Below are 22,441 nucleotides of genomic sequence, written 5' to 3'. Positions count from 1 at the left end.
AGTAAGGAAATAAGTGAATAAATATAAGGAGATATTTGCTCAAAATGATGATTTTTTTGTATCGTATGTGATAACTAAATCTACGACTGATGCAATAAAAATTATCATAATTCCAAATATGTTTTATAAAAGATACACATTTTATATAATGGTTGTCTGGGTTCCTATTTTTGAAAACATATCCCTTCTTCTTTTGAAATTTTCTTACTCAAACGATTGATAAACTTATTCACTTTAAATACGATATTTTCATATCTATTGCTCTCTAATTCTATCTGGATACCTAACTCATTCAATTCCTTCTCAACAACATCAATGCCAATTTTATCAGTTATATTCAATTTTGAAAGATTCAATTTCATTTTTTGCTTATTTTCAACTGAAGCCAGTAAATATTCTGCTACTTGATTTAAGGTTGTCACTCGTTCTTGCAAAGCATTGATTCTCAATTCTGAAGCTGCCAATTCATGAATTAAATCATCTTTAATTGTAATATAAGAGTGCTTATCCATATCCAGCTCAAGTAAAGTATACACTTCCTCAATCTTCTCTTTAATCATATCGACTGTCGTTTTTCTGCGGAATGGAATCGTTTGATTTTCAGAGCTGAACTGTCTAATCAAGGTTCGACCTTTCATGTAGCGATTCTTCTCAGGATCGTCTTTATGATAGACATAGTAGGAGCTAGTTTCTCTAATAAAAACTTTCACCTTCTCCTCTTCAATATCGAGCTGCATATTCGGCACAAAGATAAGCCCCTCCTGACGAATACCAAACTTGACCTTGATGTAAATACCATCATCTACTACTTTTTCAATTTGATTGAGTGACAACTCTACCTCAAACTCATGAACGGCATCTCTGTTGCTCTTGAACTCTTGATAGGATTCCCAGAACTTCTCATCTCTTGGGAGTTCTTTTTCTTTGGAAAATTTTTCTTCTTGATAAAATTGAACCAAATCCTCAATTTCTGGATTTTGCCAATCTTTTCTACTCTCAAAATAATCTTGGAAAAATTCTACACCATAAAGATTTTTCTGGTCTAGTTCTGTCTCTTTCACCTCCACTCCTGCCAACTGGAAATACACATGCTTTTGTTTGGGAATGATAGTTAGATCAAAAAGTTTCGCAGTTTCAATCAAGTCATCTATATTCTCAGCCTTTGATAAGAGAAATTCCATGAGTTCTTCCATTTCCCTTTTGGCAAAGTAATTCTTAAAAAATTCTTCTGTATAAGGTTGCTTGCGATTGAGTTTATTGCCACGCACCACCTGTTTCATGGATGAGTCCGTCATAAAAAAGGTCGCATGCTTGTGGCTAAAATCCATTTCTACATGTAGTAGTGGAGCATTCTTTTTGAAATCCTCAAAGTCTCTAGAATGTTCCATCAAAAAATAGAGTCGCTGCTTGAGTTCATACTTGTGATTGGTCTTGCGATAAACTTCATACTGCTGGTGAGAATAGCGATTCTCTATAATTTTCGCCCCTGCAATTTTAGAAAATCTATCTGAAATCATTCGAAGATTTCGCTCCACTTTATAATCCCACTTAAGTTTTTTGTCAGAATTGCTGTCAACCGAGTTTATAATGATGTGATTATGCAGATGGTCTTTATCAACGTGGGTCGCAACGATAAAGCGAAACTTTCCACTAGTCAATTCTTTCATGGTCTCATAACCAATCTGATTGATTTGTTCAGGAGTGAGATTGTCCTCTGGCGAAAAGGACTGAATAATATGGTGAGCATGGATTTGTCGTTGTTTCTCCTCCAGCCTATCGTGTCGAAAATCGTAAAGCGTGTCATTGTTGATAAAATTTTCATGATACATCTGCACCATTTCCTCATAGCTAGGAAAGTCCAGAAAATTCCTCATATCATAATCCGACACTAAGGTAAGATTTTTTGTTTTATCAGGATTGAGAATATACTTGATGAGCTTTCTGCGATAACTCTTTCCATGAATGGCAAAATGCTTAGTGATGACCATGGAACTCCCTCAGCTTTTGAGCTTGTATTGTAAATTCTTTCTCAACTTCTTTTATCAATTCAGCGATTCCCTTTTTCAACTCTTGCAATTCTTCGCTAGAAATCAACTGAGATTGGTTCACACTTCGAGCAATCTGATTGATGTTATTGCCAATCCTCTTCAACTCAAACACTAAGTCTTGGTAGCCATTTGTATCAATGGTGATGAAATTCATTCCAGGGTCAAGTAGGGTGCGTCTCGCATATTCAGAAAAAGATTGGCAGCTACTTTGGTCGATATTTCTATTTAGTTGGTTCAACTCAATATCAGACAAAAACACTTTCTTGAGATTGATTCGGTAACGATGTTCCATGTGTCTACCTCATATATTTGTCTTGGAAGTCTTGACTGAGAGGAATGGAGTTGCCAACTTCTTTAATCAATTCCTGTACGCAGGTTAAGAGAATAGATACATGTTCCTGGGTGACTTGACGTTCTGACTGGATCGAAATTAAAATCTCATGAACATCACGGCTGATTTGTTCTAGTTTTTGAGATTGCCAAAGGGTGAACCATATCTCTATCTGTTTTTGTAAATCAGAGGAGAGTAAACTTTTACGGAGAAAATCTGAAAAATTAGTATCTCCCTGCTCTCTCATCAAAGCTAAAATTTGCTTTTCCTCTTCATCTGTTAGGCGAAATTGTTTCCGAATATCACGCACGTCTCGTTTCATACTGCTACTTCCTTTCCAAAATACCTGTACTGACAATGTCTGCTACCGTACAATGTCCGTACACTTTTACACCAACTGATTTTCATTCTTGTAAGGCTTTGCGAGCTCAGATATTGTGTCCACAATATCCCAAAAATCATATCGCCAGCCTATCAAAACCTTCTAGTTTTGACAGCCAACGATAAGAAAACTTGGTGACTTCGCCCCCAAACCCCCATAGAAAATCTTAGTTGGATTTTTTAAAATTGAAAAAAGTATATCAGAGGGAATTTGGAAAAGTTATCACAGGAGAATGAGAGGATGAAAAAAAAGAGCCTTTCGACTCTTAAAAAGTTGAACTTATCTCAATAGCAGAATTATCTACAAGGAGTGTTTATTACATCCTCTTAGCTATATTGAACTCATCTAATCGTTCTCTTTTGTCTTTTGCATTCTGAATATATCGACTATAATCTTCTTTGAAATCGTTCAAACTCACTAAAGAAATATAAGAATCGTGCTCATCATCATAAAGATCATTACATGGATTTTTCTTATAAACCGACTTAATATTTAGCATGTTCTTTCTAGCTAAATTATCAAAATATTTCAAAGACCTACACGACTTAGTCTGCTGACAATGTTGACAATAATGAGTACTATCATCTAGTACCTTATCTTTAGCTTCATCAGTATAAACAGCTATCACACCATTTGTTCTGTTATTTTTTCTATCCTCTAAAGAATACCTTAGTTCATCATAAAGCCAATCATCATAATTTCCAATCCAATTCTTTCTATAAGAAACAGCCTCTGGAGTTAATAATACAATTGTAACCGATGTATCTTTTAACTTCTCATATAGATATTCCTTAATAATGTTCTCACTCATTTGACCTCTATCAACATCTTCTGATCTATTAATTACCTCAGTAGATTCATCAAATAAATCAACTAGTTCGTCTTTAATCTCTTTTCCATCACTAAAACGGAACGAAATAAATATTTTGGTTGCCATTATCGTACCTCATTGACAATTTTATCAATCGTGGAAAAAACTTTAGTGAAATCCTTTTCAGTCTCCAAAGTTTCCCAGTAATTATCTAAATAACTATATTCTCCTGATTGTTTCATCTCATCATAAATTTCTTTTGCAGCAAATCCAGTAGAGGCAATCGGAATGATTATCTTTCCTTTTTCTTTAGCTATTTGAAATTCCTCCATCATGCCTGAAGCAAGTTCTACCTTACCATCAACTAGCTTGTTACCAAATAAAAATATACACACCCCTGACTCACTAATCATTTGTTCACGATTCTCGGTCCAACATTCTTTTAACGATTTCTCTCCATTAGCATTTTGTGGAAAAGGAAACAAACCAAGGTGTTCAGCCACATGTCTATATTTAGTTTTATAAATTTGATCCAGCGCACCATTAATAACACTGCTTCCTATCCCCAGTCCAAACCCTGATATTATTTTATAATCTTTTGAAATAAGAAAACTAGATAAATCATAGCAGTATTGATTTACCTTTTCTTCACTCCAATTCTCATTATAATCTGATATACTACCTGAAATGAAGATTGTATTTTTAAAATATTCTCTTTCAATTTCTAGTAATAATTGGGGAATCTCAGTATAATCATTTACCAAAACAGTCTCAATACCATATCGTTTTAAGTCTATTATTTTTAAACCTTGCTTTATTTTTGCATAGTCATACTCTTTTTTCGTTTTATAATCTTTTCTTAATACAGTTCTCTGAATACAATAATGTTCTCTTTTGTTATCTCCTAATAAAACATTCACCTTTCCTAAAATAGACTCTAGGTTTGGATCTTCAAAACTGAACCCTACAAATAGGAACGTTTTTGAGACTAAGTCCCCACGCAAGGCTGTAACAAATAACGAATTTTTCTCACCATATCTTTCATAATCATCTTTTGAAATAACTGCATCTTGGGGAGATCTTATATCACCGTGCATTTTATATACGATAGCATCACTATCATAAATATTAATAGCCAAATCATCTACTTTTCTTTTTATATCCCCCCTGCGATTATTTTTTTCCAATCCATTTTCTATGACCTCATCATAATTTGTTGTCCAATATGTAGAAATGGGAAGACGTGTTAATATATTCATAACATCCGTTTCTGCATCTGAACTAGAAAACTGATTAATTATTTTTTGATTCACAGTACCACGATTTCCCATTTTAGAATTGATATAGTATTGCGCCACTCCAATTAAATCTGTTTCTTTATCAATGTCCAAATTTATTTCTTCTGAGAATGGTCTTACCAATTCTTTCCAATTAACAAAACCGGCATCAACTGATGTCCCCGCACCAGCAAATACTGCAGCATTCCCTTCTTGAATAACTTCAGTATATTTTTTAATAAATAGCTCTTTTTCCATATTAACTACTCCTATTTTTCCAATCATTAAATATAATAGATGATTGTTTATCAACTTCAATTGTAATGTTTTCAGAAAGATGTAGCTCTGGATAAATAGAATAAAATTTGGGAATAATTGTTCTATCTATTTTTTCTGAAAAATAGATACATATTTTCTTTCCAATTCCATCTGCATATCCCAATTCCCAAGCACACCACTGAGAATTAAGTGTCTTACTTGAAAAGTACAAAACAAATACATCCGATTGTTTTATACGCTCTTTGATAATATCGACTGTTGAAGTATTACACCATTCTCGTTTCAGATCGTATTTATCATTAACCCAGTCAATATATACGACTTGGCCATTTTTGTTTAGTTTTTTATAAAAGGTTATTATTTTTTCTTCATCTTGAGAGTTATGTGAAAGAAAGATATCAAATTTTTTTATCTTTTCTAGATCATCAATGTATAACCTCTTCTTCAACTCTTCTGGTCCTTTCCTATTTGTTACTATTTCATTATCAATAAAATTTGTTTTTCCTTTCTTTTTTCTACTCAATCTAAACGGTAGAGATAAACTTTGAAAGTACGACTGAACTTCTTTTTTTAGCGATTGATTTCTTACATGACCATTTATTGCATAGAAAAAATTATGAACTTCCTTTGAATCATACTTCGAAAGTTCTCTAATGATTTCTAATCTTTCATGTAAATCATGTGTTTTAAAAAATCTTTTGCGATAATGTTCCAGATAAGAGGGATTTATTTCTTGGATATAATCTAATGATTTTTTTCTTTTTATAGTTTGCAGCTTTAATTTTGCTAAAGATTTTTTTCGAATTTCATCTGCCTGAGTTTTTCTTTCTTCAATACTCAAAATATTTTTTCTTACTTGTCTTCTTATATATTTAGATGTTTCAAGAATAAAATCATTAGTTTCTAAAGACATCCTTTTACTCTGAATTTTAACTAAATTTTTTTTAATAATACGTTTACCATACCAATAGTTTCTTTCTATTATAAGTCTAGAAATTTTATCAGGAAACATATAAATAAATTTTTTAACATAATCTTTGTTGGAAAATTTTGCTGGCATAGCTTCTATGGTCATATTATGAGCCAGTTTAAACTCTTTTTGCAATTTTATATAAAATTCATTATATTGTCTCATTACTTTGCCCATTTAATCTGCAACCTCATAATAAATATTTACTGTTTTATAACTCCTCTACGGAAATTATTACAAATTCCCTTTTTTAATTTGGTACTCTTCTGCAACAAGAGAAGCCGTTTTATTATCGTACCTTTCACTATCGTAATAGAAAAAATAAGGTACCTGATAACCATACCACACGTTTAATCCTGTTTCTTCTTTCAGTAATTTACAGAACCCCATTGAATATTTCTTACAAAATATTGAAGTCATTATTTTAAATTGACCTTCAAATATTATTCCTCTATTTTGAAACTCTGTAACAATCTCTTCAAATTCTTTGTCTAATATATCTCTTAATTTCATAGTGTTCCTCCCATCTTGATATTGATATAACATAAAGCATGACTAATTAAAATTTTCTCAATTTGTTTTCCCCAGTCTCAACATTTACTTCTTACCTTACTCCACTCATCAAACAGAAACTCTTTGAGCTTGATACAATGGATAATTGTCTTTCTAGTTCGCTTTTTCCATGGAGAAAGATAGCTATTGGATTTTGGCTCATTCACTTTCCTTTCGTCAGTGTGCAAACATTTCGACCTAAGGCACAGGCAAACTCATTCTCACTAGAATCATATAAACTCATTAAACTACCATTCACATTTCTGATGTTTTTAGTATGTACTCAATACCATCCAAGTAGCACCTGTAACGCTCAAGCTCTTCAAAAGTACTCACTAGATAAATGTTGGTATTCACCATATCAGATAAGGCGCCACTCATTACAATCCAGTGAATGCTCTCATCATTAAAGACGAGGTTCTGGCTATCTTGATAACAATAGTGATGAGTTAGGAGATTTGTTCAACGTTTCTTAACAATCTCCATTTTTAAAGTCAGTTTATTATCTTCCCACTAGATTTAATATTTTTTCTTTCCCAACAATATTCACACACGATACATTGAATTTTTGGCAGATTGTGTCTATTAATTCTTTTGAAATTATACTTGTTCCCTTCTCATCACGGTTAAGGCTATTGGGTGAAATGCTTATAATTCGTGCAAATTCTGAACATGTCAGGTCATGTGCCTTTCGTATGAATTTTATATTGTTTCCAATCATGGCATGCTTCTTTTACTCGATAATACTATTATAACATTTAGAAATTAAAAAACAGATTCTAAATCAATAGAACGTATAATTCTAAAATTAGAATTTTCAGTGATAATTCTATAAAATGTTGCTTTTCTAATAAATTTGTACTTATTTTCTTCAGACTAGATAAATATCTCGTTGTTGTAAGTTTGTAATTGAATCAAAAGTATTAGATATAATTTCAAAACAGTGTTTTAAGCTATAGCTGATCAATATCATAGTTTGATATTGAATGATAAGTAAAAATTCATTATACAATTCAAGCTACTGAAGATGAATTTATGATATACTAGTGATAATAAATAGTTATCGGGAGGAAAGTTGAGAAATGACCAGTTGTTTTGTAGTTATGGGGTTTAATACTAAAAAAATTCCTAATACAAATATAGAAGTGGATTTGAATCAAGTCTATAATAATTTAATTAAGCCAACAATTTTAGAAAAAGAATTAGTTTCTGTTCATGGTAAAAACCACTTTAGAGCTGATGAAGTTTTCAGTACACAGAGTATAACGAAAACATTTATCGAAGGTATATTAAAAGCAGATATTGTAATTGCAGATATTACTACTTTAAACCAAAATGCTATCTATGAGTTAGGTCTACGTCATGCTATGAAACCCAAATCAACCATTATACTGTGTGATCATCACACAGCTAAGATTAGCTTTTTTGATATTGCACACTTACCTCAAATCAGATATGATTCTGATAAGTTAAACGAAGTGGATGAAGTTAACAAGGTGAAAAAACTGCTTTCTGAATATATTGATTCCGCTATAAAGTCAGATGAGACATTTACTGATAGTCCAGCCTTTGAATCTGCTCTATACCGTGTAATAATTAACGATTTAATCGATAAAACTGAAATTCAAAGTGAAGAAGCATTAGACAAGTCAATAGCTGAACTTTATGATCAAGCCACGGAACTCAAGAATTCAGAAAAGTATCCTGAGGCAGAAGAAATATTTCAGCAAATTTTAGAAAGTGGATTTATTGATGAAGAAATTTTGGCAGGCTATTTACTATCATCCTATAAGAAAAATGAATCTTCGCTAGCAAATTTAAAAATGGCACAGCAAAATATTAGTAAATATATAGATATAAACACCACAACATATCATAAGTTATTAGGTATTTATGGAGCTATTTTCTTACGTATATTTTATATTACAAAGAATAGGAGTGACTTAATGTCTGCAATTAATTACTATAGGTTAGGCATGAATTTTGAAGATAGAAATATTTATTGTGCAAGGAATTACTGTGCTAACCTGTTAAAAATAGCCTTAGTTGAGAAAGATGTTGAAGTTTTAAAGGAGTTCTACTATACATCTGTTTATACAGCAAAAACTATTTTAGGATCTTTAGAAAAAATACATCGTAAATCTAGTGAATATGACGACATTTGGTTTCTTTCCAATCAAGAGGATCTAATGCTGATTTCAGGCCTTCTTTCAAAACCTATTAATGATATTGAGGGTTTAACTGAACGACAGAAAAAAACAATTAATGAAGGTAGTATTATGTTAAGTGAGGATCTCCAGAGGATTAAAACTGCAATTGTAAATGGTAATTAATAGTTTATTTCCCCTCCTTTGATAAAGTTATACTTATCATCAAGAAGGTTTTTCCATGCATGAAAACTTTTTTGAAACCCTTCTGATTGCAAGTACATTAATATATTTTCTTTTGTTTCTAATGAGAATTCAGGTGATGTTATAGAATATTCTCCCTTCTTTAAAATCCCTTCTTCAGTTAAATTTTCTTGAGGAATAGATAGCATTGGAAGATTATAAGTTAGCGCTAAAATCCCTTCAATATGACAATAAACACTTGTAACCCACTTATTCTTTAAGTGGGTCTCTTTGGATGCAAAGAAGTCTGGATTATCCTCAGCTCCCATTTTTCTGGTTCCACTAGAAATAAATGTCTGACCAAATGCAACAATTATAATTCCGTAACTCCTTTGTATCATCTCACTCAACGAATTCATGACTTCGTAAGGAGTATACTCAGCAGCTTGTAATGTTACACATTCAATATTGTGTCGTCTTAAAAATTTAATCAATTCTTTAATAAATAAATTTTGATTCTCTGTAAATGGATTAGGTCTGCTTAAAAATACTCTTATTTTTTTATTTGACATATTCGCTATCCCCTACCGATAACTATTTATTATCACTATACAAAGTACTCAAATAGGTTTATAATAGCATGATTATTGATAAAGGAGATTTTTATGGATTATAAACTTATTTCTACTTACTTAGATTTTTGCAAAACTCATAAGCGTTTGAGTTCACACACGATTCGCGCTTATAAGAATGATCTTATGCAATTTTATAACTCAGACTATGATAATGTCGAATCCTATATAGAACAGTTGACACAATCTAACATAAAAACGAATACATTAAGAAGAAAAATTGCTTGTATGAAGGTGTTTTATAACTATCTAAAATACCAGAACATAATTGAAGAGAATCCCTTCAATCAATTGCGCTTTCAATTTAGAACTGAAAAAGTATTGCCTAAAACGATTCCGTATGACATTCTGAAAAGCATTTTTATATATTTAGAACAGAAAGTAATTGTATCTAAAACTGACTATCAAAAACAACACGCTGAAAGAAATCTACTAATTATTTCACTTTTACTTTCAACAGGCATCAGAATTTCTGAACTTTGCCACATTCATCTCAAAGACATTAATCTTTCCAATAAGACACTCCAGATTATAGGAAAGGGTAAGAAAGAACGTATCCTATTTTTAGGAGATCAAACAACCTTCAATTTATTAGAAACATATATAAATAAAACAAGAAATGAATCCAATGATTTCTTGTTCCCAGGGAAACATTCACTTAAACCATTGTCAGAGCAAAGTGTACGTTTAGTAATAAAGAGAATCGTTGAACAAAATAACTTTTCTAGAACTATTACACCGCATATGTTTAGACATAGCTTTGCGACAATGCTTCTAGATAGTGATGTAGATATTCGATATATTCAACAAATTCTTGGACATAGTTCTATATCAATCACACAAATCTATACTCACGTATCTCATTCAAAACAAAAAGAAATACTTAGTTCTTTTAATCCCATATCAGTAATTCATTCTGAAATCGAGTAAGAGACATCTCCAAAGTCTACAGTTCACTTCATCTTAAATTAATTTTTGTAGTTCGACTGTAGTTAATAGATTTTATACTCAACAAAAGCAAAAAACATATAAAACTTCACTTTGAATCAGCATTTATACTTTATTCCGTATTAAGAACTCCATAATTGTTTTTCTAAAATACATCTTTCAAATATCCTTAAATATAATAAAAAGAGATGGTCAAAATCTCAATTCTTGAAGAAAACGCATAATTTCAAGTTTTTCAACACCTGAGACTATGCGTTTTTTTGGTTCTAAAAAATTTTCGCCCACCTTAAACAACTAACAAAAGTTATAAGTAGATTATATTTTAAAATTTGTGTTCTAACTACCATTTCGATTAGTTAAATCTTTCAGTCTTTCTTCTCCAGATTTAAGCATCTCTTTCTCAACTTGATTCCATTCTCCAAATAGTAAATCATGTAGAACGGTTGCTGCTGAAGTTTTGTCTTCTTCTGAATCGTATACACAACTTCTATCTCGTTGGTAAATTTGAATTCTTTCAAAGATAGCTAGTTTTTCCAATTGTCTTGTATTATCAACTAGATGATTTACAATGAAATCATGATGTTCTTTTGGAGTTGCGCGTGCTTGATCTGGATTGATAGCGTACAGTTCTTCATAACGGATAAGGGTGCTCAGATAGGACAGCTTAGGCTTTGTCGCAATCAAAGCTAATTGTACTTCATATCCCATACTTTTCAAGAGTTGTGCTGTTTCCTTTGGAACATCAACGCCCTTTAACTACCCTATTCTAACGCCAAATTGGAAGCGACTAATAATCTCATTAAACTCATCAAACGAAATGCCTTTGGTTTTCGAAACTTTGAAAACTTCAAAAAACGGATTTTTATCGCTCTGAACATCAAAAAAGAAAGGACGAAATGTGTCCTTTCAAGATCTTAGCTTTTCTTCAACCCACTGCAGTTGACAAAGAGCCATAACATTTAGAAAAAAGAAATGCACCATTTTTGGTGCGTTACTTCTTGTTTTTCTAGCCTAAACTTTACTTCTAAAAAAGCCACCTTAAAGAGTAATTCCTTTTTCGGTGGCTTTTTAAAATACTATACATTAAAATACTCTTGTTTAATTTTTGTAAGCAGATTGTTAGCAACCGAAGTTACACCAACATGCATCAGTTCAGGATCAGAATAATCTAGATTACGAGCATAGCCTTCTGCAACAGTCTGAGCAATACGCTTATCCAATTTATAATTAGAGGCTTTTAATAGTGCTTGAAATAATTCTGAACTATATAGTTTAATATTATTTTCCAATGATACTACTGCCATTTTTGTAACTCCTCTCCTGTTTTTGATTGATAAACCTTCTCTATTTTCATTATATCACAAAAAGATTGGTTGTGGATGGATAATTGTTTAAAAGAATATGGTTTTCTAAACTCAGCAAGCATTTCTTCTTTTGTAATTTCATTCTGACGAAAACGAGCTAAAGCTTGGGTTGGATTGTCATCAGTCTGAACACCATAGATAAAATCAAAATGGTGTTGTAATTCATCTGGATTTTCCCGATTTTGAACGACAAATTCAGCAAAATCTAAATCTGACTCTGACTTTTTATGTTTTGCAAAATAGTGACAATGATAGTCAGGGTTCTTAAAAATTTCTATAAAATTTGAAATACGAAATTCTACTATAATTCCTACTTCTTCTTCTGAGTCAAAAATATTATTATTAGAGCTGCTTCGATTTAATACTTCAACTTGCTTGTTAATAAATTTTCTAGCTTGTTCAAAGTCAGGCGTGATATAGAAACCAGGACCAAAATCTAGCTCACTTCCTAAATTAAATTTAACATCTATACCACTTTTTAAGGATTCTAAATGTCTCAATAATGTAGCATGAAACCACTGCGTCTGACCTAGTTGCTTTTCCTGCTTGGTAGTCAACTCCAAAATATTTACTTCCTTCTCTAGTCTATACTAAAAGTATAACACAAGACTTTATTCAAGTAAAAGAAAATTGTATAAAACTATTCACTTCCTTCCGTCTTTCCTAAATCTCTCTAAATTCTTCTCCAATTGTTCCTTATGAAGTTGATTCTTAGCTTCCTTTAATGTGTCGTCCAAAGTTTCTTCTCTATAAGTTGATTCTGTTTTTACTTGTTCTGATTCTTGATCTGGAGTGAAAATGATATCTAACAGTCGGTCTATTTTTTCAAGATCTTGGACAGACATATCAGATAGTCTATGAATCAGCTTTTTAAATACATCACTATTGTCGTGATTTTTCTTAAAAAATGTTGTAAACATCTATAACCTCTCAAAAAAAGCAGCCTATCAGGACTGCTTAGTGTAATTCCGAAATCGCATCATAAATGGACTGTAATTTCTTATTGTCTTTATTCTTTGTGTCAATCAACGTATGTAGCTCTTCAATTTTCTTTTGACTGCTTTGAATATCGCTATTGTTATCAGCAATAAGTCTTTTAAGATGTTGCTGATAACTTGTAGTGATATCTGTCTCTTTTCCTGTTCTAACCTCTGTAACTTTAGGTTTAGAACTAGAATTTGATTCCGTCACAGGCGCTTGTTTTCGCTTTTGAAAAGCTGCTTCATAATTTACATCATTACCTCCTTGATGATTTCCAAATAAGGCCGCAATTTTATCTGAATCCCCTTGATTTTCTGATTTACTTTCTAATGGTTGATTAAAATTCCAATCTTTTGTCATTCACTCATTTCATCCTTTCTAAATTCAGAATCATCGAATTGTCTTTCTTTACCAAAGGCATGGTCAAGAGCTTCTTCAAAACTCATGTGACTGATGCTTTGACGCCTTTTGAACGTCGCAAACATCGCTGTCTCCAGTTGCTCTTTGTAAGCAGCGAGTTTTTCTGTCTCTCTTGCTACCTTGCTTTCTTGCCTAGTGACCTTTTCTTCTAAGCGCTCGATTATGGTCATATACGATCCTCCTTCATTCTAATATTAGCTAAAACAACTTGATTTTGTTATCACAATTCTAAACATTGAGAGTTTTGTCTTACTGGTGGATTTCCAAATGTCTCTTTTACAGTTTCAAGCTTAAATTGAAAATCTGATTTCTTTTCTCTAAGAATATCGTTCCAGTCTATTTTTTCTTTCCCAGATTCATTATTAGGTAAATCCAGTAAAACAGGAAATCCTGATTGAGATAACTTATCAGAAAAATCTTTTCCTGCATCATCACAATCTACCGCAAGTGTCAATAAATCAGGATGATTATCGAAATAGGTGGTGGTATCACGAATTGTATTGATCAAATGCAATAACTTTGAAGGTGTTACTGTATCTAAAAATTCCAACTTCTGATTTTCTTCAGCTATTAGTCGTAAAGTTTGATAAGCAACAACAGACCTTTTTAATCCTTCCATAGATACCAAACGAACATTAGTTAGACTTTGTTGATGAAGTTCGTAATAGCTCATCAAGTCGATGAACGATTCACAAAAGACCAGTCTATTTGGTTTACCAATGTCAAAGGATATTCCAACATGTCCATGGCTTCCTTTTAGAATCGTTTTTAACCTTTCTCTAGGAAGAGAGTGATTCTTATAAATTCCTTGTAAGCTTGCTGCCTGCAGCTTGTGGCGATGATCAAAGCTTTTAAAAACGTTAACAGGTTCAACTGTTTCATTTGTTTTCCAACTAGCTTGTGCTATCAAACCTTGTTGAATCATCTTTTGTATGATTTCTTCTGAGATTCCTCTACATTCTGTTAAGTAATATCTAGTCAAACTGCAGTTAGAATCTTCTACTCTCTTTAAAGGATAATAAAATGGTCTCTCTCTTTTTTCTTGAATAGCTTCTTTTTGAAAAGGTTCTTCAGAAAGAAAGGCTAGAGCTTCTTTAAAGGAAATTCCCTTAACAAGTCGAACAAAATCAATGACATCACCTTGAATATCTCTTGAAAACCATTTAAAAGTATTGGTAGTTGAAAAAATCCGAAATGAATCGTGTTCAGGATGTTCATAGACACTGCTCGAAACTTGTTTAAAGGAGATACCTAAACGATTGGCTACATCAAGAATTGAAATTTGCTTACATTCTTCTATTCCCATGCAATATCATCATTTTGTCGTAGTATTTGGCAGTGATGGTATTGATGATGATTCTTCTAAAGTTTTAGGAGTTGCATTATCTAAATCATCTAACCCAGATTTCCAAACCTGTACTTGATTGACCAATAACTTACCTGGTAGTTTCGAATAAGACAACTTAACCGTTCTGGTTTCTGTCTGATTGGTCTTTGATTGGTTGGCATTCTTTAAATCGGATACATAGGTTACATTATAAGACACCATAGCAATGGCTTGATTCGTAGTCTGATTGACAAAGATATCAGCTTTTTCAAAATGATAATCCAAAATATAATCCTTATACACTTGGTTCATGGCATCATTTTGACTTGACAATTCTTGAGAATAAGCTGATTCAGTCATATAAGGTTGAATACGTGTATTATTTTCTCCGAGCTTTTCTTTCGTATAGTACTGTGTCAAAAATTCTTTTACAGTATCTGATGACAAAATACTTGCTTTATCTTCTGCTTGTTTGTCCTCTACAAGTTTAGCTGCAGCCAATTCAATCTCTTTACGACTTTGTTTAGCAGTAGAATGTTGACCAGCAGTATATCCCATCATGAGAATAAAGCTAGTTGCAGCCACTGCTCCAACACTAATTAAGGCTTTAGTTTTGACTTTATTTAACATCTTAGACCTTCTTTCTATAAAAACTAGGTCAAGAATAACAAAAAGAACTTGTAAGTTTTATCACATCACAACGAAAGGTAATTCCTACATTTCAGGCGCAAAATCGTACAGTTCAGAGAAAAAAATAAAACTAGCTGTCTTTGAAGTATAATAGACTTATTGGAAAAAAATAAAATGCATACTGTACTATGCTATACTATAGTTAAGAAAACTATTTACAAAAGATCATGCAACTAACTTCTGAGAACTTTAAATTATTTATTAGTGTAAAAAAGGACACCTTCCCAACGAAGATATCCTGTCTAAATAAAGCTTATAAAACCAAACACTATAAAGGAGGACGTCCAAAAACGCTAAGTCTATAAAAACAGTTGATGCTAAACTTGCGTTATTTATTCTATTGACCAACTCTACGTCTCCTAGCTTTTGATTTTGGTCTTGGATTAGCGACAGTCACCGAACGATAATATTGGTAGAAGATACTCTTCGTTCTTCAGGTCTATTTGCCTTAGACAACTTAAAAGCAGCAAGTGTCACTATAGCTATTGATGTCATAGAAAGTCCTATTTCAACGTCCTAAAAGAAACCAAAGTAAAATTATTCAGGAAAAAAGAGACACACCATGAAGACACAAATCATACTCGATTTAACACCACTTCATGCCTGCTAATTAGTTTTTTAAGAAGGTCATACACATGATTTTACTCTTTTTAAGAAAGGATAGGTCAAGTTTGCCAGAGCAATCACTTGATTTTCTGTATTTGGATTATTTATGCATTATGAATATTCATAATATAACCTTCATTCCTGTTAAAAATTCTAAAAAGCATCTATTGACTGAAGAGGATAAGAAGTTTAATAGAGATACTTGTAATACGTATTAAAATTGAGCATTTTAATGCTAAGTATAAAACTTTTCAATTTATGGAATCATCAACTATGAGTTAAAATAATTTTCGAACAAAGGCTGTCCAAAAAACTTGATATAATGCGTTTTATTATGGGAATATTCATTTCATTTACTCCTGAAATTGAGTTTTTACCCAGACTCATTAATGTTATTGATATAATCCAATAATAATGATAATATCAAATAGTAATAAAAAAATTTGATAGTATTTTTTCATAATCTGTCACGCTTTCTAATGATTTTTTATGGTAAATGGAGATAAATATGATTATAGGTGAAACTTATAGAAAAATACGAGAAGGAAAAGGTATTTCTATTTCTTCATTAGCAGGTGCAGAAATTTCAAAGTCTCAAATATCTAGATTTGAATTAGGAGAGACAGAAATCTCATTTTTTAAATTATTATATCTACTTGAAAAAATAGGTGTAACACTAGAGGAGTTTTTGCTTTCATGTAATAATTATCAGCCTTCAGACTTCAATACCTTGATACGCTTAGTTCAACAGGCTGCATACAATCAAGAAATCAAATCATTACTTAATATGGTAAGCAAAGAGATGGAACTGTTTAGAGAAACCAAATCTCATTATCATAAGTTAAACGCTATTTTCATTGAAAGTATTATCTATGGAATTGATAATACTCATCAATTGAGTAATCAAGACACCTCTTATCTTACTAATTATTTATTTTCTGTTGAAAACTGGGGATATTACGAAATTCTTATTCTTGGAAATTGTTGTCGAGCAATATTACCAAATTTATTATTTAGATATGCCAAAGAGGCGCTTAAAAAAGGAAAGTTGTATAGTTCTATACCTAGAAATAAACAAGCTCTCGTTCAATTACTTCTTAATTCACTTCTTATTATGATTGAAAACAGCTTATATGAGGAAGCTTTATTTTTAGAACAAGCTACTAAGAATATATTATCTAATTCCACAGATTTTTTTGAACAAACTATTCTTTTGTATTTAGAAGGATTTTTTGAACTTAAATTTCATCATAATCAAAAATCAATTTTAAAAATAGAAGATGCTTTAAAAATTTTTGAATTATTCAATAAAACATTATACAAAAATTATAAAGATTACTACAAAAAAAATATTATCATTTTATAACAATGTGGTAATTCCTATTTTGAATAATTGCTTTTTTTGAAAAACTTTTTAATTCATCTAAAGAAATCAATTCCAGCTCTTCAGCAATACTATCCCAACTTGGAATATCAAATAATTTTTCTCTACAAATTGTTTTTAAATATTCATTTTTATTAACTTCACAATTTATGTACAATTCATTGATTACTCTTTTTTTAGCCTTATAAAATAATAGTTCATCAGATAAATCGGATTCATTAACAAGATTGTTCTCCAGTGTTTTAATCAATTTTTTCTTATAGATTGTAGGTGTTATAGTTACTATTTTTAGTAAAGTCATATTACTATAAAATATTGGGTATGATACAATACTATATATCCATTGCTTTTGTGTCCTTAACTTATGGCCTAATAATGAATCTTTAATACCAGTTAACATCGAGTTTAAGATACTTAACATTGCCATTTCATGAGATGATGCTACCATACCAGATATATCTAGATACATAGAAATTTCAGAAAGTTCTTGTTGTTTATCTAATTCCGTTAAACCAGTTGAAAAAGCCGGAGAGTTAATTTCTACAGATGATCCACTTAAAGGTAACATATTTTCAATACTTATGATTTCACTTTGTAGAAAACTTGGACCAGCAATAGCAATCTGGAATTCTCCTGCTTGAATATTTTTTATATAAAATTTATATATAGTTTCTAAACTAACATACTCAATATTACCTCTAGTACCAATAATATCTATTGACCAAGAACTATTTTTAAAAATTACTCGATTATCATTAATAGATTTTTTACTATTTTCATACTGATTTAATTCAATTAAGACTATTTTCTTTTCCCTCAATAGTTCATCTTCAGTAATAGAAAGATTGAAAATCCTACTTATCAGTATTTTAAAAATTTTATTGAAATCTTCAGCTAGACAGTAACCACTTAAATTAATATAATCTCTAGATGTCTCTCCTTTAATAGCTGCACCATTCATATCAAACAATTCATTTAGTGATTGTTCATTCCCTGCTCGTATTAGTAAATGTTCAATAAGATGTGAAAATCCTAATTCATTTACTTGCTCAATACTAGTACCTGCAACAAACATCAATGAAAAATATGCAAATTTACTTGCTTGATTTTTTTTAAATATAATTTTCTTATTCATCAATTTTTAGAATCTCCCAGAGTTTACTTTTATCGAAATCATGACCACATGTAGGACAATGAGATTGCTTAGAGAAGTGCTTGAATTCATCTTCCCTAAAACTATAAAAATCAAATCTAAATAAAGTATTCCAAACATTACTATTTTTCTCTGTTACACAATCTAACCATTTCTTCACAACCCATGATGACAATAATAGAATATTAGTTAAAATATTTGCAGTTATTAATTTTCCATCATAGTTTGAAAATTTTTTAACTAAATTTTGAAAGTTATCACTATCTTGTTCATAAAGTAAACAATCAACACAGCCTATATTTTGAATATTAGGATTACAAAATAAGAGTTTACCTGCGCTACGTTGGCTAAAACAGTATATACTAGGGATATTAAATAAATAGCATGCTCTATTTACTAATCTTTGTGCTATATAAGGAGGTTCATCCATACAACAAAATACCCAGTCACTTTCAGAAATTTCTTTTTTTACAGCATCAACAGTGCTCATTTTTAATTTTCTTTTTGTGACTACACACTGATAATTACGTTTTAGAATACAATCTTTTACACAGTCAACTTTATATTTACCAATATCGTTAAAGGTAAACATAGATTGCCTATTTATATTATTTTCTTTAACAATATCATCATCGACTAAATGAAGTCGCCCTACCCCTAATTGGGCTAATTGTAATGCGATATGAGAACCACCGGCTCCACATCCTAGTATGGTAACTTTTAAATTACTCAATTTTTCAAGTAATTTAATCCCACCAATACCTTCACTAGAATAATAAGTTTCTAGTGATTCATTAATTAAATAGTGATCAATTTGATTTACAGGTCTATCTAATATTTCTAATAAATTACGATCAGAAAATTTAGATATATATTTTTCTATAATATTTTCGGATATATCATATTTTTTTCTTAATAAATCTTTAATTTCTTCAAAGCTATTAATTCCATTGCAACAAGAAATTAAATCTGACCAAAAATCTGAGTATCCTGTAATTTCTAATACATCAACATCATCAGCTCCAATTCTTAATCTGTCGTTCTTCCATTGGTAAACGATTCTATCCTGGTTCCATTTTGGGAAATAATTATCCATTTTATATCCTCAACTATTTGATAAAAGCATGCAAGATGAACATGCATGCTTCTGTTATACACGAGAAGTCGATTAATATTATTGACTTCTTTTTTATTAATACAAACTAATTTAAACTCTCTTTTTAAGAGTTTAAATTAACTAAATCTAAAATTATCTTAGATAAAGTACCAATTAGTTGTATCTTCTTCACGAATTTCTTCAAATTCTAACTCCAAAATGTTGAAATCTTCCATAATCATGATCATCACCTCCTTTCTATTATAAAACAATAATCTGATCAAACTCTTCCAATATTTCTGGATTTTGATCATGAGTAATGACAATAACAATTGCATCTTTAATGGATAGAATGTAATCCATTATTTCTTTTGCTTTTATTGGATCAAGGTTACTTGTAGGTTCGTCAAATATATAAACTGAATATGTTTTGACTAAAAACCTAGCTAAATCAATTCGTTGCTTTTCTCCTTCTGAAATGATTTGGTTTGATTGAGCTAGGTTTTTACGAAGGAAGTCTTCATTAAAACCTAAGGATTTTCTTAATTTTTCAGTTAAATGAAGGTTTCTAGCCAATTTGATATTCTCTAGAATATTGCCTTCAATCAGAAAGTCATTTTTTTGCACAAACGCAATATCTTTATATAACTCCTCTGAGGAAATATCAATATTCTGTTTTCCGTTGATTTTTATTTCTCCATCATAAAGATTTTTTGGATAATAATTTAGTATTAATTTTACTAAAGTTGTTTTCCCAGCTCCTGAAGCACCTATAATTGCATAGCGCTTGCCTTTTTTAAATTCATAGGAAAAATGATCAAATAATATTTTATTTTCAATTTCATAATGTAATTGGCTAATAGAAATGGTCGAAATGTTATCACAATCAATTGTACTTGTTTTATGGGAAGTTCCTTGATTTGTCTCATATAGATTTTCCTGGATATTATCAATAATGGACTTGCTACTGCTGATTAAATTTTTATTGTAAAGAATAGATTGTAATGGAGCAAAAACACCGTTTAATAATTGAATACTTGCTACGAGTAATCCAATAGTCAGTAAGTTATTTCTTACAAAAAAGATACCAGCGACCATACAGGATAGTTGAGAGCCAAAACTTAGTAAAATTCCAGTAGTTGAAGCTAAGTCTTTTAAGAATTGATATGTTTTTCTGGACTCTTCAAATTCTAAACTGATTCCCTGAATTTTTTCTTGGGTCCAGCTTTGAATATTTAATAACTTAATTTGTTCAAAACCATTAATAAAGTTTGTCATTTTTGACAAATAGTGATTATTTTGTAGAGAATAATTATTTGTTGATTTAGTCATTAACTTTCCAGGAATTTGTGATAGGAAAACCGTTATACTCGACAATAAAAGGAAGACTAATGCTAATCGCCATTCTATATAAATAATAGCAACCACACTCATGATAAGGCTCCCTAAATTTGCAATTAGAGAGATTTTAGGGATTAATAAATTTTCTTGAATAAGGTCACTGTTTTTGGTGATATTATTTAAGAAATCTGAATGGTTACGGTTGTCAGTTTGGTTAAATTCACGCGATAAATAATGTAATAAGAGACGCCTTTTTAGATCTAAAATAACTTTTTTTACATATTCGTTTTTAAGATAGGAATAGGAAGAAGAAATCAAGAACCACAGTAAAATCGAACCTACAGAAATAGTGATATGAAAGAGTAATCCACTATTTGAATTAGATATACTATCAAGTATTCTTCCTAATTGCAGAGAGAAGAATGTCATTAAAAGAGCACTTGTCAAACTTAATAAAATAATCAAGAAATATAGTAATTTATATTGTTTCATAATCTGGTTCATATCTTACTCCTTAAGTAACTCTGATGAGAATATTATAATCCAAATATGAAAATCAGAAACAAACTTCCCGTATTGGGGACGCAATGAATAGTTTACACTAAATATAAAAAAAAATTATAAAATAATTATTTTTTAAAATAAGAGGAGAACTCATATTTTTATTTAACAATGAATATATCACACTAAACCAGATAGAATATACAAGTTAATTTGTACCGAAATTACTATATATTATAAGAAAAATAGAAACTCTAAAGCATTCTGTACACTTTAATTTTAATTCATCTCTTTTTGTTTCTAATACAGAGTATTGAGACTGGATTATAAGCACATCAACAAAAAACTCTATTCAAACCTACCTTTGAATAAAGTCTTTTAACTATCTAAAAAGTTCACATTTTATGCTTATTTATGGAGTTAATGAAGCGCCAACTAAATCCTAGAACCAACATCAGATTGATGAAAAAGTACACAGCCGTAAAACTAGTTAAACCATGTTGTCTGATATCATCAAAATATAAACTAGGTTCAGTAAAGAACAGATAAATTCCATAGACCTCCACGAAAATAAGAAAACTGATAAAACCAATAAGGAAAAGTCCACTGGCAATAAGAAAGAGTCTCCATAAAAGAATGAGAATTCCTCCTACTGCTAAAAAAATTACTGGGATAAGGAGTAAATCATTCATGACTTTCTCCTTTCTAATCAATCAACTGACGATAATGGGTGGCAAGAGAGGAATCAAACTCTTCTAATTTTTGAACTAAGTCCAAATACTCTTCTTTTTCATGTTCTTCAAAGTCCACACCTTGATGATTCTGAAGAGCGATTTCCAATTGACTAGTGAGCTCTCGTTTAGAAAAACTGTAATCCCCTGTCACTTCCTCATAATGTTCCTTTAACTCCTTGTAGGCTTGGTATTCTTCAGGTGTTTGAAATCCCTGTACCAAAGCCTCTTCTAATTGATAATAGGTATCTTCCATCATAATCGTTACCTCGTTTCTTTCTATCTTT

23 protein-coding genes and 3 pseudogenes are annotated in these 22,441 nt (G+C 30.8%); 4 read left to right on the top strand and 22 right to left on the bottom strand.

Features of this window, described 5'->3' with window-relative positions; translation table 11 throughout:
* Positions 1–164: 164 nt before the first annotated feature.
* The 8 genes and pseudogenes from ACESNQ_RS00535 to ACESNQ_RS00500 all read right to left on the bottom strand — a co-directional run bounded on the left by ACESNQ_RS00535 (position 165) and on the right by ACESNQ_RS00500 (position 7,371).
* Positions 165–1,988: an SAG1250 family conjugative relaxase gene (locus ACESNQ_RS00535; RefSeq protein ID WP_070586235.1), complete on the bottom strand. Its 1,824-nt coding sequence runs from the start codon at positions 1,986–1,988 to the stop codon at positions 165–167.
* On the bottom strand, positions 1,975–2,340 hold the full coding sequence (locus ACESNQ_RS00530; RefSeq protein ID WP_000401233.1) for a MobC family plasmid mobilization relaxosome protein: 366 nt from the start codon (positions 2,338–2,340) through the stop codon (positions 1,975–1,977). Before ACESNQ_RS00530 ends, ACESNQ_RS00535 begins: the two co-directional genes overlap by 14 nt.
* 4 nt (positions 2,341–2,344) lie before the next feature.
* Positions 2,345–2,701 (bottom strand): SAG1252 family conjugative relaxosome accessory protein, encoded by a 357-nt coding sequence (locus tag ACESNQ_RS00525; RefSeq protein ID WP_000817622.1) that lies wholly within the window; start codon positions 2,699–2,701, stop codon positions 2,345–2,347.
* Between the two features lie 376 nt (positions 2,702–3,077).
* Positions 3,078–3,698, bottom strand: coding sequence for a TIR domain-containing protein (locus tag ACESNQ_RS00520; RefSeq protein ID WP_000201607.1), 621 nt, complete (start codon positions 3,696–3,698; stop codon positions 3,078–3,080).
* On the bottom strand, positions 3,698–5,107 hold the full coding sequence (locus ACESNQ_RS00515) for an SIR2 family protein (protein WP_023916203.1): 1,410 nt from the start codon (positions 5,105–5,107) through the stop codon (positions 3,698–3,700). Before ACESNQ_RS00515 ends, ACESNQ_RS00520 begins: the two co-directional genes overlap by 1 nt.
* A gap of 1 nt (position 5,108) precedes the next feature.
* On the bottom strand, positions 5,109–6,275 hold the full coding sequence (locus tag ACESNQ_RS00510; RefSeq protein ID WP_002917265.1) for a toll/interleukin-1 receptor domain-containing protein: 1,167 nt from the start codon (positions 6,273–6,275) through the stop codon (positions 5,109–5,111).
* Positions 6,276–6,332: 57 nt separating this feature from the next.
* Positions 6,333–6,611, bottom strand: coding sequence for a hypothetical protein (locus tag ACESNQ_RS00505; protein WP_373074205.1), 279 nt, complete (start codon positions 6,609–6,611; stop codon positions 6,333–6,335).
* A gap of 294 nt (positions 6,612–6,905) precedes the next feature.
* Positions 6,906–7,371, bottom strand: a pseudogene (locus tag ACESNQ_RS00500) (helix-turn-helix domain-containing protein).
* 361 nt (positions 7,372–7,732) lie between these two features.
* Here ACESNQ_RS00500 and ACESNQ_RS00495 point away from each other — a divergent pair.
* Complete coding sequence (locus ACESNQ_RS00495; RefSeq protein WP_000199791.1) at positions 7,733–8,983, top strand: hypothetical protein; 1,251 nt, start codon at positions 7,733–7,735, stop codon at positions 8,981–8,983.
* On the opposite strand, the gene ACESNQ_RS00490 is transcribed toward ACESNQ_RS00495, so the two are convergent.
* Complete coding sequence (locus ACESNQ_RS00490) at positions 8,980–9,552, bottom strand: hypothetical protein (protein WP_002917268.1); 573 nt, start codon at positions 9,550–9,552, stop codon at positions 8,980–8,982. The genes ACESNQ_RS00495 and ACESNQ_RS00490 overlap by 4 nt on opposite strands.
* 93 nt (positions 9,553–9,645) lie before the next feature.
* Between ACESNQ_RS00490 and ACESNQ_RS00485 the strand changes: the two genes are divergently transcribed.
* Positions 9,646–10,542: a tyrosine-type recombinase/integrase gene (locus ACESNQ_RS00485; protein WP_000384878.1), complete on the top strand. Its 897-nt coding sequence runs from the start codon at positions 9,646–9,648 to the stop codon at positions 10,540–10,542.
* Positions 10,543–10,896: 354 nt separating this feature from the next.
* Here ACESNQ_RS00485 and ACESNQ_RS00480 read toward each other — a convergent pair.
* A pseudogene (locus tag ACESNQ_RS00480) lies at positions 10,897–11,316 on the bottom strand (zeta toxin family protein); the annotation flags it as partial.
* Here ACESNQ_RS00480 and ACESNQ_RS00475 point away from each other — a divergent pair.
* A pseudogene (locus ACESNQ_RS00475) lies at positions 11,317–11,478 on the top strand (transposase); the annotation flags it as partial.
* Positions 11,479–11,636: 158 nt separating this feature from the next.
* Here the strand turns inward: ACESNQ_RS00475 and ACESNQ_RS00470 are convergent.
* The 7 genes from ACESNQ_RS00470 to ACESNQ_RS00440 all read right to left on the bottom strand — a co-directional run bounded on the left by ACESNQ_RS00470 (position 11,637) and on the right by ACESNQ_RS00440 (position 15,282).
* The gene (locus ACESNQ_RS00470) at positions 11,637–11,864 is read right to left on the bottom strand and encodes a hypothetical protein (RefSeq protein ID WP_000301903.1); all 228 of its coding nucleotides are present in this window, start codon (positions 11,862–11,864) and stop codon (positions 11,637–11,639) included.
* On the bottom strand, positions 11,855–12,487 hold the full coding sequence (locus ACESNQ_RS00465) for a DUF3990 domain-containing protein (protein WP_000424175.1): 633 nt from the start codon (positions 12,485–12,487) through the stop codon (positions 11,855–11,857). Before ACESNQ_RS00465 ends, ACESNQ_RS00470 begins: the two co-directional genes overlap by 10 nt.
* Positions 12,488–12,568: 81 nt before the next feature.
* The gene (locus ACESNQ_RS00460; RefSeq protein WP_000495441.1) at positions 12,569–12,844 is read right to left on the bottom strand and encodes a hypothetical protein; all 276 of its coding nucleotides are present in this window, start codon (positions 12,842–12,844) and stop codon (positions 12,569–12,571) included.
* 37 nt (positions 12,845–12,881) lie between these two features.
* Positions 12,882–13,265 carry a DUF5945 family protein gene (locus ACESNQ_RS00455; protein WP_000159223.1) on the bottom strand — a complete coding sequence of 128 codons (384 nt, stop codon included), beginning with the start codon at positions 13,263–13,265 and terminating at the stop codon, positions 12,882–12,884.
* The gene (locus ACESNQ_RS00450; RefSeq protein WP_000152419.1) at positions 13,262–13,495 is read right to left on the bottom strand and encodes a DUF5965 family protein; all 234 of its coding nucleotides are present in this window, start codon (positions 13,493–13,495) and stop codon (positions 13,262–13,264) included. The genes ACESNQ_RS00455 and ACESNQ_RS00450 overlap by 4 nt, the downstream gene beginning before the upstream one ends.
* Before the next feature lie 50 nt (positions 13,496–13,545).
* The gene (locus ACESNQ_RS00445; protein WP_000510561.1) at positions 13,546–14,631 is read right to left on the bottom strand and encodes a thioredoxin domain-containing protein; all 1,086 of its coding nucleotides are present in this window, start codon (positions 14,629–14,631) and stop codon (positions 13,546–13,548) included.
* A gap of 9 nt (positions 14,632–14,640) precedes the next feature.
* The gene (locus tag ACESNQ_RS00440) at positions 14,641–15,282 is read right to left on the bottom strand and encodes a hypothetical protein (RefSeq protein WP_050078401.1); all 642 of its coding nucleotides are present in this window, start codon (positions 15,280–15,282) and stop codon (positions 14,641–14,643) included.
* 1,174 nt (positions 15,283–16,456) lie between these two features.
* On the opposite strand from ACESNQ_RS00440, the gene ACESNQ_RS00435 reads away from it, so the two are divergent.
* Positions 16,457–17,314, top strand: coding sequence for a helix-turn-helix domain-containing protein (locus tag ACESNQ_RS00435; protein WP_373074199.1), 858 nt, complete (start codon positions 16,457–16,459; stop codon positions 17,312–17,314).
* Here ACESNQ_RS00435 and ACESNQ_RS00430 read toward each other — a convergent pair.
* The 5 genes from ACESNQ_RS00430 to ACESNQ_RS00410 all read right to left on the bottom strand — a co-directional run bounded on the left by ACESNQ_RS00430 (position 17,304) and on the right by ACESNQ_RS00410 (position 22,413).
* The gene (locus ACESNQ_RS00430) at positions 17,304–18,467 is read right to left on the bottom strand and encodes a M16 family metallopeptidase (RefSeq protein ID WP_002917271.1); all 1,164 of its coding nucleotides are present in this window, start codon (positions 18,465–18,467) and stop codon (positions 17,304–17,306) included. The two genes, ACESNQ_RS00435 and ACESNQ_RS00430, sit on opposite strands and share 11 nt — an antisense overlap.
* The gene (locus ACESNQ_RS00425; RefSeq protein WP_000371017.1) at positions 18,460–19,581 is read right to left on the bottom strand and encodes a HesA/MoeB/ThiF family protein; all 1,122 of its coding nucleotides are present in this window, start codon (positions 19,579–19,581) and stop codon (positions 18,460–18,462) included. Before ACESNQ_RS00425 ends, ACESNQ_RS00430 begins: the two co-directional genes overlap by 8 nt.
* Positions 19,582–19,842: 261 nt before the next feature.
* The gene (locus tag ACESNQ_RS00420) at positions 19,843–21,426 is read right to left on the bottom strand and encodes an ATP-binding cassette domain-containing protein (RefSeq protein WP_001071847.1); all 1,584 of its coding nucleotides are present in this window, start codon (positions 21,424–21,426) and stop codon (positions 19,843–19,845) included.
* A gap of 392 nt (positions 21,427–21,818) precedes the next feature.
* On the bottom strand, positions 21,819–22,115 hold the full coding sequence (locus ACESNQ_RS00415; protein ID WP_000998890.1) for a DUF5966 family protein: 297 nt from the start codon (positions 22,113–22,115) through the stop codon (positions 21,819–21,821).
* 13 nt (positions 22,116–22,128) lie between these two features.
* Entirely contained in the window at positions 22,129–22,413 is a 285-nt protein-coding gene (locus ACESNQ_RS00410; protein ID WP_000969637.1) for a DUF5962 family protein, read from the bottom strand.
* Between the last annotated feature and the right edge of the window lie 28 nt (positions 22,414–22,441).

Origin of the sequence: Streptococcus infantis, assembly GCF_964243025.1 — a bacterium.
GTDB lineage: Bacteria > Bacillota > Bacilli > Lactobacillales > Streptococcaceae > Streptococcus > Streptococcus infantis_N.
Note: the sequence above shows the minus strand (reverse complement) of the source record. Positions and strands in the feature narration are given on the sequence as shown.